Origin of the sequence: Dyadobacter sp. BHUBP1, assembly GCF_050587785.1 — a bacterium.
Lineage (GTDB): Bacteria > Bacteroidota > Bacteroidia > Cytophagales > Spirosomataceae > Dyadobacter.
This window is the reverse complement of the sequence record NZ_JBOBIH010000003.1, coordinates 305,115-319,513: the sequence shown is the minus strand read 5'-3', so window position 1 is coordinate 319,513 and position 14,399 is coordinate 305,115. Positions and strand designations below refer to the sequence as shown.

Below are 14,399 nucleotides of genomic sequence, written 5' to 3'. Positions count from 1 at the left end.
AAAAAAGCGAATTAGATCTTAACGCAACACTTTCACCCCCTTGGGCGCATCGATTTTAGATTTCACCGTTCCGTCAGCCTGCTTCTCGTGCCGGATCTTGACCACACCCATCGGTGTCGGATAGGTACCTTCCACCCATTGCAAATCGCCCAGGTTTGGCTGAATGCGGATCGCCTTGCAGCCGGGCTCGACAATGCTCACTCCCAGCACATGCTCGGAAAGCCAGGAAGTAGGCCCCGAAGCCCAGCCATGGCAAAGGCTGTGGCGGAGCTTTTTATAGCAATAAGCGCCAAAATCCCCATGAATGTCATCTTTTCTGTCCGGGACCAGCTCGTCGATCGGCGCGGCATTTTTGGTCCAGGCCAGATCGAAATCCTCCCAGAATGTGGTGGCTCCCATATCCAGCATGCCGCCCCAGTAACTGCGGATACAGTTCAAGGCGCCGGTGTAGTCCTTCGCTTTGGCTTTGGCCTGCAACATGTAATAGCCATAGAACGTCGAAAAACGCTCGCAATCGCCTACGGCAATTACGTCGGCATTGGCTTTTTCGGCAGGTATGAGCCCTGCCAGGGCCATCAATGCCGCTGCCTGTTTGGAGCCGTTGGCATCAGGGACATACATTTTCATCTGGGTGGCCATTGTTTTGCAGCGGATCGCTTGCGCGGGCTCGTCCAGGATCTGGCAAAGCTCTGCGCCGGCTTCCAGCGTCATGATCATCATCGCGTGCAGTCCGGCGTGAATGCCTTTCGGATTTTCGCTAGATGGCCAGTCCAGAAAACGCGTACCGTCCAGATCTTCCCTATTGTCTTTGGTTTTCTCCATGAGCTGGTCCAGCAGCGCGACAAGATATTTTTGCTGCTTGCGCAGATACTGTAAATCTCCCTGATTTTTATATAAGTCCCGGTGAATCAGCACCCACCACATCGAATAGGCGCTAATCCCGTTCATCCAGCCTGGCAGCGGCGTGATGTCGCGGGCCTGATCCAGACTTTTGGCCACTACCTCATTTTTACCAAAAACTGTGTTGATCGTCATCACCTCCGGGTGCATATCCCCTACCCACACCAAACGATCGCGCTTGATACCGTCCCAAAGGTATTCCTGCATATTCAAATGCACCGTGTAAGCGCCTGTATTCCAGATCGTGTTCAAGCGCTCGTCGTTACTTTTGAAAGAGCCCAGGTAGGGAATATCGCGGTATTCGAAAATAGCGCGTACTTCTTTCAGTTGCAGCTCGCGATCCGGGTCCACCAGGTCGATGCGGGCGAAGCGGAAACCGGAATTTCCTACCTGCATGACGCCCAGCCAGGGCACCTGAATGACGAAATCGCGCATAGCATGGTCGTTGGTTGCCCCTTGAATGGTGTCGATATCGGACATCGCCTCGCTAACCGATTCGCCCAGGCGAATGCGGATTCGGATCGGATTATGGTCCGCCGGCTGGTCGGTCACGATCTGGATGCCACCCTGTATCTCTTTTCCGAAATCAAACAATATCCCCGGCGTCTGGCCTTCCTTGCTGATTAGCTTGGCGAAACTGGTGTGAACCAGATCCGCCTGGCCGGTGCCTTTCCTGAGCAGATTGGAAGCGTCCACCACACTGGCGCCACTGCGGTCAGACATCCACACAATGCGTTTGGGGGATAGATACTGCCTGATTCTCGAATCCTTCTCTGCATCATAACTGTTGTCGAAAATGGGAGGCAATCCCCCACTGGATGGTCCGGAACCGGAAAGCTCCTGGGCAAATGCTTTGCCGGCAAAGACGCATAGAAAAAATGAAAGGAAGGCCAGGTAATTTTTCACAAGTAGGTAGTTTTGGCGTTTAGGATTGTAATATTGCGGGAAAATAAATAATTATAAACTAGTCAACTAGCCTGTTCTGTCCTGTCCGGCCCAGTGACGGATATAGCTACCGTTAACGCTTCGTTAACATTTTTACATGCTAAAAGTATGTCAAAACCGTTCTACTTTTGCTTGTGGTACAATCCCCGGCCGTTTCCAGTACTAAACCTTCGACCCGAACGATGATCATAAAAGAAAATAGCTCGCAGGACCGCGACGGGCTGCCCCCATTTGTCAATAGCTGGAAACAGCTGTACATTCTGCTGATCGGCATGCTCGCATTGCAAATTGTCCTCTTCTATTTATTTATGACCCATTTTCAATGAGCACACTCGACTGGATTGTTCTTTCGCTTACCCTCTTATTTGTTGTACTTTACGGGATCTACCGCAGCCGTGAGAAGCACACGATGGATTCGTTCCTGCTCGCCGGCCAGTCCATGCCCTGGTACCATGTGACATTGTCGCTGATGGCCACCCAGGCCAGCGCTATCACCTTCCTTTCCGCTCCCGGCCAGGCCTATACCGACGGTATGCGCTTTGTGCAGTTCTACTTCGGGCTGCCTTTGGCAATGGTGGTACTTTGCGTGACATTCGTGCCCAAATTTGGCAAGCTTAAAATATTCACCGCCTACGAATTCCTCGAAGGCCGTTTTGACCTGCGTACGCGTGCGCTCACCGCATTTTTGTTCCTGCTGCAGCGCGGTTTATCCACGGGCCTTTCCATTTATGCCCCCTCGCTGATCCTTTCGGCCATTCTGGGTTGGGATATTACCTGGACCAACATTATTTCAGGCGGCGTAGTGATCCTGTATACCACGCTGGGAGGTTCGCGGGCCGTTTCACATACGCATTTGCAGCAAATGGGCATTATCACCATCGGCATGGTCGTGGCAGGTGTGATGGTGGTAAAGTTCTTACCCGAGCAGGTTTCCTTTACCGACGCGCTGCATGTCGCTGGCAAGATGGGAAAGGTCAATCTGATTGATTTCACATTCGATTTGAATAACCGGTACAATGTGTGGTCGGGGCTGATCGGCGGCTTTTTCTTGCAGCTCTCCTATTTTGGCACCGACCAGTCGCAGGTCGGCCGCTTTCTGACCGGCAGCTCACAAGGCCAAAGCAAGCTCGGGTTGGCGATGAACGGCCTTCTTAAAATCCCAATGCAGTTTCTGATCCTTTTGGTAGGTGTGCTCGTGTTTGCGTTTTACCAGTTCACCACGCCACCGCTTTTTTTCAACCAGACGGCTGTCGATCATGTCAAATCCAGCCCCTATGCCACCGAATATGCAGCCCTTGAAAAGCAGCATGAACAAATCCAGGCCATAAAACGTCCGCAGGTCATGGCGCTTACCGAAGCTATCCGCAAGGACGATCAGCAAGCGATTGCAGCCTCCCGCAGTGTCCTGGCGGATCTGGAAGGCAAGGTCAAGGATGTGCGCAAAGAGGCGGCGGCAGTGCTCTCCAAAGCCAACGGCGGTGATACCAACGATGTGAACTACATTTTCCTCCGCTTTGTGATCGACTACCTTCCTGCGGGTATGGTTGGCTTGCTCATTGCGGTGATACTGCTGGCCTCGATGGGCTCGGTGGCTGCGGCCTATAACTCGCTGGCTTCCTGCACAATCGTTGACATTTACAAAAGGATCGTGCGGAAAGACGAGAATGGCCGTAATTACGTGGCCGCCTCCCGCTGGGCGACTTTTTTCTGGGGCGTATTCTGTATTGCGGTTGCGCAGTACGCTTCGCGGCTGGGAAGTATGATCGAGGCCGTGAATATCCTGGGGTCGTTGTTTTACGGGACGATTCTGGGCATATTCCTGGTTGCATTCTATTTTAAGAACATCGGCAGCCGGGCGGTTTTCTTTGGCAGCATTATAGGGGAAATATTCGTGATCGTCAGTTATATGATCGACCTGACGGCCTTTCTCTGGCTGAATTTAATTGGCTGCGTACTGGTGATCATCTTCGCAGGGTTGATCGAGAAGATCTGGCCGCAGCATGAAACACGCATCGAAGAAAAGCCTAATGCGTAATTTTTACGCACAGTGAAAGCCTTTGAAATGTCCTAATACGGCACAATTCTCTTTTAAAATTACACATTTTAAAGAATTCATGGTGCCCTACCTATTTTTTTCAAAGAGATAGGAAACTATTCCCTCATTTTAATCCTTAATAAGTACAATCAGACAACGGGGAAGCTTATACGCAGCCCACTAATGTCACCGATTGTTTACAAAAACGTTCTCTAAACCTGCTGGCCATGCTATTGCCAATCCATCCTTTCTTTTCGGGGGTCAAAATCCTGTTCCTAGCCACGGATAGCTGATCCTTTCACGATTTTTTCCAATTATCAAACCTGTTCATCACCAGACAGAAACACTTAATTTCTATCCAAAATTCTAATTGATCACCTACATGAAGCATTGGTCTAAGCCACAAAAAACGACGCGTTTGGCGCTTAGCTCGGCATTCCTCTTATTGAATTTGCTCAGTACCGCCCTGGCTCAGGGCATCCAGGAAAGTAACCGGGAAGCGCCGGTCCTGGAACAGGCAACTTTACAGGAAGTGGTTGCGTACGCTATCAAAAACCAGCCAGCGATCCAGCAATCGCTAATCGACGAGCAGATTACCGCCAATCAGGTCCGTGCCAAACTGGCCGACTGGTACCCGCAGATCGGCTTTAATTACAATTTGCAGCACAACTTTATTGTTCAAACGAGCATTATCGCAGGTAACCCGGTGAAACTGGGGGTTAACAACGTTTCGGCTACACAGTTCACGCTTTCCCAACAGATCTTCAACCGCGATGTGCTATTGGCCAAGCGTACCCGCGGCGATGTACTCTTCGCAGCTAGCCAGAATACGGTCAACAACAAAACCGACCTGGCCGTGAGTGTTTCCAAGGCATTCTATGATGTGCTGGCCACGACCCAGCAGATCCGCGTGGCTGAAGAAGACATCGTGCGCCTCGAACGCAGCCTGAAAGATGCCCAGAATCAGTACAAGTCCGGCGTTGCCGACAAGATTGACTATAAACGGGCTACCATTTCGCTCAACAACACCCGTGCCAATAAGAAAAGCAACGAGGAAGTGTTGAAAGCAAAACTGGAATATCTGAAAACGCTGATGGGTTATCCGCTTAACAAGGCATTGCAAATCAGTTATGACACTTTGCAAATGGAGCGTGAAATTGCCCTGGATACTTTGCAGAATGTGGATCTGAACAGCCGGATCGAGTACCAGATCCTGGCAACGCAGAAAAAGTTGGCCGAAGCGAATTTGCAGTACAACAAATGGAGCTATTTGCCCAACCTCTCGCTGAACGGAGCTTATAACCTCAACTTTCAGAACAATCATTTTTCGGACCTTTATAATAAGAACTATCCCAACTCGTTCGGCTTGCTGACTCTTTCGCTCCCTATTTACCAGGGCGGTAAAAGAAAGGCGAATACCAAACAGGCCGAATGGCAGCTCAAACGCCTGGACTGGGACCTGAAAGGCCTGCAAAACAATGTGAACTCTGAATACGCCAGCGCATTGGCCAATTACAAAGGCAATCTGACTAACCTGCTGGCTCAGAAAGAAAATGTTGAGCTCGCACGTGAGGTGTATGACGTGATCCAGCTGCAATACAAGTCGGGTATCAAAACGTACCTGGAAGTGGTCACCTCCGAAACCGACCTTCGTCTGGCACGCATCAATTACTACAATGCATTGTATTTGGTACTGGCCAGCAAGATCGACGTTCAGAAAGCACTCGGACAGATCAACATTCAATAACAGGTGCGGCCCGGCCCGACCTACGCGGCCCGACCCGTCATCAATCCATTTAACACCAGCTTCCATTAGAAAATACTTTAATGATATGTATTTAAATACAACAAAATATTACCCCGCTGCCCTGCTTGCATTGACGATCTTCTCATGCGGCAAAAAAGACCAGCAACAGGCGCCTACCGCTCCTCCGGCCGTACAGGTAACCCTGGCAGAAGTAGCTTCCTCGGAGGCTTCCTACTATGACGAGTACCCCGGAACGGTTGTGCCACTGAACGAAGTCGAGCTGCGCCCGCAGGTTACCGGCTTTGTAACCGGCATTCATTTCACGGACGGAGCGCGCGTGCGCAAAGGCCAGCTGCTTTATACGATCGACGCTCAGCTTTATGACGCCAACTACGATCAGGCGGTAGCTAACCTGAATGTACAGGAAGCTAATCTGGCCCGCGCTCAGAAAGATGCCGACCGCTATCATGAGCTCGAAAAGAACGACGCGGTAGCCAAACAGCTCGTCGATAACGCGGATGCAGCGCTCGAAGTAGCAAAACGACAGGTAGATGCTGCCAAGGCAAGCATTAAAGCCAGCCAGACCAGCGTGCGTTACACGAAAGTGGTCGCGCCATTCGACGGCGTCATCGGTATTTCGCAAGTGAAAGTCGGCGCGCCGGTTTCAGCGGGCCAAACCATTCTGAACACGGTTTCGACCGACAATCAGCTGGCCGTCGATTTCAACGTGGACCAGAAAGAGATTTACCGCTTCACTTCCTTGATGAAGTCTCAAAAGGCGAACGATTCGACATTCTCGATCAAATTCGGAACCGACATCTATCCCGCACACGGTAAGATCGCGCTGCTCGACCGCGCCGTGGATCCGCAGACCGGTAGCATCAAGACCCGTCTTGTTTTCCCCAACAAGGACAATCAGCTCCGGGCAGGCATGAGCGGCACTGTGATGGTGCTCAACAATGCAGGATCCAAATCCGTCGTGATTCCTTACAAAGCCGTTACAGAGCAATTGGGAGAGTTCTTTGTATACGTCGCTGGCGACAGCAGCAAAGTTACCCAGCGCAAAGTGGTGCTTGGTACTGCTATCGGCAAGAATATCATCGTCAAAGACGGGCTTAAAGAAGGCGAGAAAATCGCGGTGGAAGGTGTGCAGAACCTTCGCGAAGGAGCAGTTATACAGGAAGGTGCGCCAGCGCAGGCTCAGGGTACCGCTCCCAAAAAATAAGTAGCCGGTCCGTTTTACTATTTCATAAACCAGTACGAAATGATTGCAGATGTTTTTATAAAAAGGCCGGTCACCGCGATAGTATCCTCGGTGGTGATAGTCCTGGTCGGGCTCATTGCCCTGACCACCCTGCCGGTAGCCCAATATCCCGACGTTACCCCTCCTACCGTGACAGTTAGCGGTAACTTTACAGGGGCCGACGCCCAGACCGTCGAGCAGACAACGACTACCCCTATTGAAACGCAGATCAACGGTGTGCCCGGCATGACTTACATGTCGAGTAACAGTACCAGCAGCGGCCAAAGCAGCATTAACGTCACATTTGACGTGGGCACTGACGTCAATATCGCCGCCCTTGACGTGCAAAACCGCGTAAGCGTGGCCGAACCAACCCTTCCCGATGCGGTGAAACGCCTTGGCTTGACGGTGCGTAAACGCCAGCCTAGTATCATGATCGCCCTCGCATTGTACTCGCCCAACGGCACGCACGATGCGCAGTTCATTGGTAACTACGCTAACATCTACCTCAAGGACGCGCTGCAACGCGTGAAAGGTGTGGGTGATATCGTGTCCCGTGCGGACGACTTCGGGATGCGTATCTGGCTCAATCCGGAGAAACTAGCCAACCTGAGAATGACCCCGTCGGATATTTCAGCGGCATTGGCAGAACAAAACTTGCAGATCGCGGCAGGTACGGTGGGTGGCACCCCGCAACCCGGCGCGCAGGCATTCGAATACAGCGTGCTGACCAACAGCCGCCTGAATACCAAGGAGCAGTTTGAGAACATCATCGTGCGCTCGGCGCCCGAACAGGGTAGTGTCGTATACCTGCGCGATGTGGCGCGCGTAGAGCTGGGCAAGTTCGATTACGGGGTGAATGCATTCGTAAGCGGCAAGCCTGCGGCGTTCGTACTCATCTACCAGGCGCCGGGTGCCAACGCGCTCGATACCTACGAGGGTGTGATGAAGGCTTTGACCGAAATGAAAAAAACCTTTCCCAAAGACATCGACTATGTGATCCCTGTCGAAACAGCGTCAGTCGTGAAGGTCTCTATCGAGGAAGTGCTTCACACCTTTGGCGAGGCGATGATCCTGGTGGTACTTGTCGTGTTTTTGTTCCTCCAAAACTGGCGGGCGACTTTGATCCCGATCCTAGCGATCCCGGTTTCATTGATCGGTACATTTATATTCTTCATTCCTTTCGGATTTACGATCAACACGCTCACGCTCTTCGCGTTTGTACTCGCGATCGGTATTGTGGTAGATGACGCGATTGTGGTGGTGGAAGCTGTGCAGCATTATATCGATGAAAAGAAAATGTCGCCCCGCGCCGCTACCGAACAGGCTATGAAGGATATTTCCGGCCCGGTAATCGCGATTGCCTTGATCCTTGCGGCTGTATTCGTGCCGGTAGGCTTCGTTCCGGGTATCGTAGGACGGCTTTATCAGCAATTTGCGATCACGATCGCAGTATCTGTACTGCTTTCGGCTTTTGTAGCGCTTTCGCTTACGCCGGCACTCTGCTCGATCATGCTGCGGCCTTCCAAAGGCGCCGATGAGAGCAAGAACGCGCTCGAAAAATTCTTCGACCGTTTCAACCGCTGGTTTGACAAAGTATCGCACTCTTACACAAGAGGCGTTTCCAAATGGATCAAAGCCACCCCACTGGTGCTGGTGATGATGGTCTGTTTGTTTGTAGGCTTGTTCTTTCTTTTCAAAAACAAACCTTCGGGCTTTATTCCGGTAGAAGATGAAGGCCGCCTTTTTGTAACCTATGAAATGCAGGAAGCGACTTCGACAACCCGCAACGTGGCGATGATCAAAGACATTATGTCGCGCGTCTCCTCGATTCCGGAAGTAAAAGTAGTGGGTGGTCTTGCCGGATTGAACGTGATCAGCTTCTCGAACAAATCCAACGTGGGTACCATGTTCGTGAGCTTGCACCCGTGGGCCGACCGTAAAGGCGCAGAGCACCACGTACAGGCGGTGATCAAGGAAATCCAGAAGCGCACGGCCGATATCAAGGAAGCGCGCGTACTTGCCATCGCCCCGCCTGCGATCCCGGGTCTGGGTGCGACTTCCGGTTTCACTTTCCAGCTGCAACAGTCTACCAGTACCGACAATATCCAGCAATTTGAAGCAGTAGCCCGCGAGTTTTTGGGAAGAGTTAATAAACGTCCTGAAATAGCGATGGCTTATACCTTCTTCAATGCAAGGACGCCAAGCTATCAGATCGATGTTGACCGGGATAAAACCAAGAAACTAGGTGTGCAGGTGAATGATGTGTTCAACTCGTTGTCGACACTTTTGGGTAGTTCCTACGTCAACGACTTCAACCTCTACGGCCGTAACTTCCGTGTAATGGTACAGGCCGACAGCAGTTTCCGTTCCTCGCTGGACAAAATCCAGAAGTTCTACGTGCGCAACAGGGCCGGCAATATGGTACCGCTCAGCGCGCTGGTCACTTCCCGCGTCGTAGAAAACCCTGCATTGATTTCGCATTACAATATCTACCGTTCTGTGGAGATCAATGGTACGCCTAAACCTGGTTTCAGTAGCGGTCAGGCGATCACCGCGTTGCGTGAAGAGGCCGCCAAACTTCCTGCCGGTTACAGTTACGAATTTTCAGGTATGAGTAGTGAAGAGATTAAAGCCGGAGACAGCACAGTGACCATCTTCGCGATCTCGATTGTCTTTGTGTTTCTGTTCCTTGCTGCGCTTTACGAAAGCTGGTCGATTCCGTTCTCGGTACTTTTCGCCGTACCGATCGGCGCATTCGGCTCGATTTTGACGCTGACGTTTCTGCCGAATTTGTCCAACAACATTTACGCGCAGATCGGTCTGATCACCTTGATTGGTTTGGCGGCCAAGAACGCGATCCTGATCGTTGAATTCGCCAAAGAGCGGGTTGATAACGGAATGGAGCTCGTAAAAGCAACACTCGAAGCGGTGCAGCTGCGTTTGCGGCCGATCATTATGACCTCGCTCGCGTTTATTCTAGGGGTACTTCCGCTCGCGTTTGCAAGCGGGGCCGCTGCCGAATCACGGAAAACCATCGGCTGGACGGTATTCGGTGGTATGCTTGCCGCCACCTCCCTGGCGATTTTCGTGGTCCCTGTATTGTTTGTAGCCATCGAAAAGCTCGCAACTGGCAAAAAAGGCAATCAGCCAGTTAAGCCGGGCAATATCGCCGACGCTCCAGCACATTAACAGTATATTGTTTTTATTTCGAAAAGCGGATCATAGGTCTTACTATGGTCCGCTTTTTATATTTTGGCAAAGAACTTATTATGATCATATATGTACGTCAAAGAGGTCTTTTCGATCTGGCGCCTGCTCAAAGGCATTTGGGTGGGCGTCGTTGCGGTTACAGCTTACGCAACGCTGGTATTTTATCTTTTCAGTTATCAAAACTGGCATTTTCTCTCCTTCCCCATTTCGATCACCACAATTCTCGGTACGGCGCTCTCTCTCTGCTACTTGGTTTCAGGACTAACTCTGCCTACGACCGTTGGTGGGAAGCGCGCAAATCCTGGGGAGAGATCGTCAACGATAGTCGGACGCTCGTGCGACAGGCCGTAACATTCACCGAAGCGCCAGCGAACGAAAAGCGCGAACTGGTCGCCAATATCGCCCACTTGCAGATTGCCTGGTGCTATGCGCTGGCCAACTCGCTGCGCCGCACGCAGGTCCTCGTGTATGCCGACCTTCACCTGACCGCCGAAGAGCGCGAGTATGTAAGCACACAAGACAATATTCCCAACGCCATTCTGAATCTTATCCAGTTCAAAATTGCTGCATTACATGATTCCGGGCAGATCAAGACATTGCTCTACCAGAATATCGATGATACCCTTCGCAGACTTTGCGACGCGATGGGCAAATGCGAACGGATCAAGAATACGGTCTTCCCTACGCAATATGCCTTTTTTGTACATCTGGTGATATTTATTTTCACGCTGGTGTTGCCCATGGGCCTTGTCGAAAGCATCGGCCGAATTGCCATCCCGATCACTTTCACGATTTCTTTCCTGTTCTTTTATGTGGAATGGATTGCTTATATTATGCAAAACCCGTTCGAAAACGGGCCTAACGATATTCCAATGACTTCGATGTCGCGCAATATCGAGATTAACCTGCTGCAATTGATCGGCGCTGAGAAGGTGCCTGAGAAGATCCTGCCCAAGAATGGGGTAGTGATGTAAAAGCAAAAGGGGTAAGCCTTTTGCTTACCCCTTTTGCCTATGCGTATTGAAAGTTACTATTTCGGCTTAACCTTCGTGTAATACAATTCGAGCTCAACGCCCTTCTCGGTCGTATTGCGCTGATCTCCTACCACCAGCCGGTCGACGCTCTGCGAGTACTCGCTGCCGGTTTCCCGGAAAAGCCCGCTTGCCTTGAATGGGCTGCTGCGGATGATAATCCCACCTACATCGCCGGTTTCGGAAACCATAAGTTCGGTTGCATATGAGCTGATATCAAAACGGTAATATTGTTCATTTTTGATCAGGTCATTCACCAGCGGGCTATATGCACCTCCCTGGCCACCCAGGATCGATACTGCCAATGGCGCGCCGTTCGCATCCGTATAGAACTGGTTATTTTTGTCAACGCGGTACAAATACAGCACAGGGGGAAGCGTGTATGCATTCGTAACTGTACCTCTCAACGGTTTGATCTTCAAAAATGCCTTGTTAATGGCAGTGTATTGCGCAAATCTGAAATTCCGGAGGTAGGGCAAATCTACGCGAAGCATAATCCCAGTTCCGGCCTGCATGAATGCCATATTGCCTGATTCCGTCGAAGGCAGCGCAATTCTTTTATTCGCGGGCAGTTTGGCAAGCTGCGTTCCCGCAGGATCAGCTGTGACGTGATTGTAGCTCGCAGTAACCTGAAATACGGCTGAATCTTTTTTGTACTCGCTCACCGACGGCGTATGGTAATGCAGCTGCACAGAGGTGCTGAGGCTATCCCTGCGAAAAGCTATGATTGCGCTGTTATCCGTTGAACCAGGCACCAACACAAGTCCTTTCACTAGGTCGATCCAGTCGGCAGAGCCCAATTGATTGGCGCGGGCTTTTTCAAAAACCTGCTTTCCAAGAACGTCTGAAAGCCTGATCCGCAATACAGAAGAAGTTCTCGGACGTGGTGTGATCGTCACCTTTCCGATCGCCACCGGATCATAAGGAGTGAGATTGTGGTTCCAGTAAGCGGCATCAGCAGGAATATCGGTAATGTCTTTCAGCAACTTATGAACCGTCAGATTCATTGGCTTGGTGCTGTCGCCGTAGCTGTATTTGTTATCGTATCTGAGCGAAAGGATCAGCGAATCGTATTGCGCTTCCTGTGCAACGCTTTCCGAACCATTAATAGTGGGCTGAAAAAAGCCCATGGTCTTTACGCGGCCGAAGTAAGGGTCTTTATATGTGCCGTAAAGCAGGCGCAGCGTAGCTCCGGTTTGAAGTGAATCAGTACCAATCGTGGACAGATTAACAGTCACTGTATCGGCATTTAACACAGCGAAATCGTCCGGATCGGGTTGCGCCAGGGATTCGATCTCATCCCCCCACTCGCACGCAGCAAGCGAAAACGCAAATCCAATTATGATCAGAAGCTTAGAGACTATGGACGACTTCCCGAAGGAATAAGACTGAAATTTCATTTAGAGTAAGAACAGTAAAAAGTGCAAAAATATCAGTTGCATTCTTAATTACAACATGATTCAAAGATTTCGGATAAATAAGAAAGTAAAATCCGGTTTGCAACAAAAAACAGGATGCATACGTAAGAGTTAAGCAAAGGCTTTTCAACCGTTACGCCGTAAGCACCCCAATAGTGGCAAACCCGGTAAGAAACGTAAAAGTGCAAGGACTATTTTAAACCTTTTGCGGTTGGAATGCATCCCAAGACTTGCCGGCAGTCGTGCCACGGCGCAACATTGTAACCCGATACACGTTGAAAGTAACTGACAGATTAAAGTTTTGGACAAAAAATTTCTGATTATTTTACTTAGCAGTATCAAGATGTTATGTTTGCAAAAATTTAGATTACGGCTGAGCTGGTTGTATCGCGTATAGGCCGCCAGTCCATAAAAATTATCATTAAGTCTCATTACTCATTTGTAACAATTCGTCAAACAATAATTTCATGTTTAATACCTTAAAAAAGACTTCGTTAGCCCTTCTAGTCGCTTCAACCTCGTTGGTGCAGATAAGCTGCGGCGACAAGGATGAAGAAGAAAAACGCGGAAACTGGTTCAGAAAGGATCTGCCAAACTTCGGAGGATCGATCCGGACCAACGCAGTGAGTTTTGTAATTGGCAGCGTAGGTTACATTGGTACTGGTTATACAAATGAAACAGTTGCCCGGGTAAAGGACTTTTGGGCTTACAATGCCGAAAGACAGACCTGGACCCAAATAACTCCATTCCCCGGCACAGGCCGTAACAACGCCACTGCGTTCGTGCTGAAAGGCAAGGCTTATGTGGGTGGCGGATTCGACGACGTACGCACCGTCGACAACGGCTACAAAAAAGATTTCTACGAATACGATCCTGCTACTAACAAATGGGATGCTATTGCCGACTTCGGCGGCGGCCCTCGCCAGTTTGCAACTTCATTCGTTGTAAACGACAGAGCATATGTAGGTCTGGGCTTCAACGCCACCAACTACTATCAGGATTTTTACGAATACAACCCTGCTACCGACAAATGGACCGAAATGGCTACATTTAAAGGTGGTAAAAGAACCGGTGCTATTTCATTCACCATTGGTTCAAAGGCTTATGTTGGGTTCGGCAAAAGCAACTCTAACACGTCTTTCAAAGATATTTACAGCTTCGACCCTGCGGGTAACGGCGGCGCAGGTAACTGGACCCGCATCGACTTCGCTACCGGATTCGACCAGGATAAATTTCCTGCACGCGCATACGGCTCATCTTTTGTGATCGACGGCAAAGCTTATATTGTTGGCGGTGAAGGCAGATCTGATGTATGGGAATATGATCCGGGTGCAAACAGCTGGCTCGAAAGAGCTCCTTTCCCAACTCAAAGAGGATTTGCTGGCGCATTCACAATCGGTAAAATCGGTTACCTGGGAACAGGCAGTGCAGCCGGCTCAGGGGGAACAGACGACTTCTGGGGCTTCGATCCCAGCCAGCCAATTAACGACGACGACGATCTGTGATTCGCAAAAACCGCAGAGTCCTGATCATTGGAATACTGGCCACAGTGGCAACGGCCTTCGCAGCAGCGATTTACTTTCTGTTCTTTAAGGAACGGGGTGTAAATCAGGGCAGCGAAGGCCTTTCCCGTTTCAAGGTTGAAACTATAAAGGGCGAGCATGGCTGGGGTTACAATATCCGTCAGGATACCACACTGGTAATCGAGCAGAAGGTTATTCCGGGAGTGCCTGGCATGAATGGTTTTGCAACGGAGCAGGAGGCCGCTAAAACGGGGAAGCTGGTCAAGCATAAGCTCGACCAGGGTGTCTTCCCGCCGACTATCTCCACACACGAGCTAGACAGTCTCGACATTAAATATCAGTAA

10 protein-coding genes are annotated in these 14,399 nt (G+C 50.4%); 8 read left to right on the top strand and 2 right to left on the bottom strand.

Features of this window, described 5'->3' with window-relative positions; all coding sequences use genetic code 11:
* Positions 1-18: 18 nt before the first annotated feature.
* Complete coding sequence (locus ACQ4MZ_RS13605) at positions 19-1,806, bottom strand: alpha-L-rhamnosidase C-terminal domain-containing protein (RefSeq protein WP_430845617.1); 1,788 nt, start codon at positions 1,804-1,806, stop codon at positions 19-21.
* 221 nt (positions 1,807-2,027) lie between these two features.
* Between ACQ4MZ_RS13605 and ACQ4MZ_RS13600 the strand changes: the two genes are divergently transcribed.
* The 6 genes from ACQ4MZ_RS13600 (at position 2,028) to ACQ4MZ_RS13575 (ending at position 11,057) form a co-directional block, all read left to right on the top strand.
* On the top strand, positions 2,028-2,171 hold the full coding sequence (locus tag ACQ4MZ_RS13600; protein WP_170118858.1) for a hypothetical protein: 144 nt from the start codon (positions 2,028-2,030) through the stop codon (positions 2,169-2,171).
* A complete protein-coding gene (locus ACQ4MZ_RS13595; protein WP_430845616.1) occupies positions 2,168-3,880 on the top strand; it encodes a sodium:solute symporter in 1,713 nt (570 codons plus the stop codon). The genes ACQ4MZ_RS13600 and ACQ4MZ_RS13595 overlap by 4 nt, the downstream gene beginning before the upstream one ends.
* A 382-nt stretch (positions 3,881-4,262) precedes the next feature.
* Positions 4,263-5,627 carry a TolC family protein gene (locus ACQ4MZ_RS13590; RefSeq protein ID WP_430845615.1) on the top strand — a complete coding sequence of 455 codons (1,365 nt, stop codon included), beginning with the start codon at positions 4,263-4,265 and terminating at the stop codon, positions 5,625-5,627.
* Between the two features lie 85 nt (positions 5,628-5,712).
* Positions 5,713-6,852, top strand: coding sequence for an efflux RND transporter periplasmic adaptor subunit (locus ACQ4MZ_RS13585; protein WP_430845614.1), 1,140 nt, complete (start codon positions 5,713-5,715; stop codon positions 6,850-6,852).
* 39 nt (positions 6,853-6,891) lie between these two features.
* On the top strand, positions 6,892-10,062 hold the full coding sequence (locus ACQ4MZ_RS13580; protein ID WP_430845613.1) for an efflux RND transporter permease subunit: 3,171 nt from the start codon (positions 6,892-6,894) through the stop codon (positions 10,060-10,062).
* Between the two features lie 80 nt (positions 10,063-10,142).
* A complete protein-coding gene (locus ACQ4MZ_RS13575) occupies positions 10,143-11,057 on the top strand; it encodes a bestrophin family protein (RefSeq protein WP_430845612.1) in 915 nt (304 codons plus the stop codon).
* Between the two features lie 56 nt (positions 11,058-11,113).
* Here ACQ4MZ_RS13575 and ACQ4MZ_RS13570 read toward each other — a convergent pair whose 3' ends face one another.
* On the bottom strand, positions 11,114-12,514 hold the full coding sequence (locus ACQ4MZ_RS13570) for a DUF4270 family protein (protein ID WP_430845611.1): 1,401 nt from the start codon (positions 12,512-12,514) through the stop codon (positions 11,114-11,116).
* Between the two features lie 485 nt (positions 12,515-12,999).
* Between ACQ4MZ_RS13570 and ACQ4MZ_RS13565 the strand changes: the two genes are divergently transcribed.
* Complete coding sequence (locus tag ACQ4MZ_RS13565; protein ID WP_430845610.1) at positions 13,000-14,037, top strand: Kelch repeat-containing protein; 1,038 nt, start codon at positions 13,000-13,002, stop codon at positions 14,035-14,037.
* Positions 14,034-14,399: a DUF4907 domain-containing protein gene (locus ACQ4MZ_RS13560; protein WP_430845609.1), complete on the top strand. Its 366-nt coding sequence runs from the start codon at positions 14,034-14,036 to the stop codon at positions 14,397-14,399. The genes ACQ4MZ_RS13565 and ACQ4MZ_RS13560 overlap by 4 nt, the downstream gene beginning before the upstream one ends.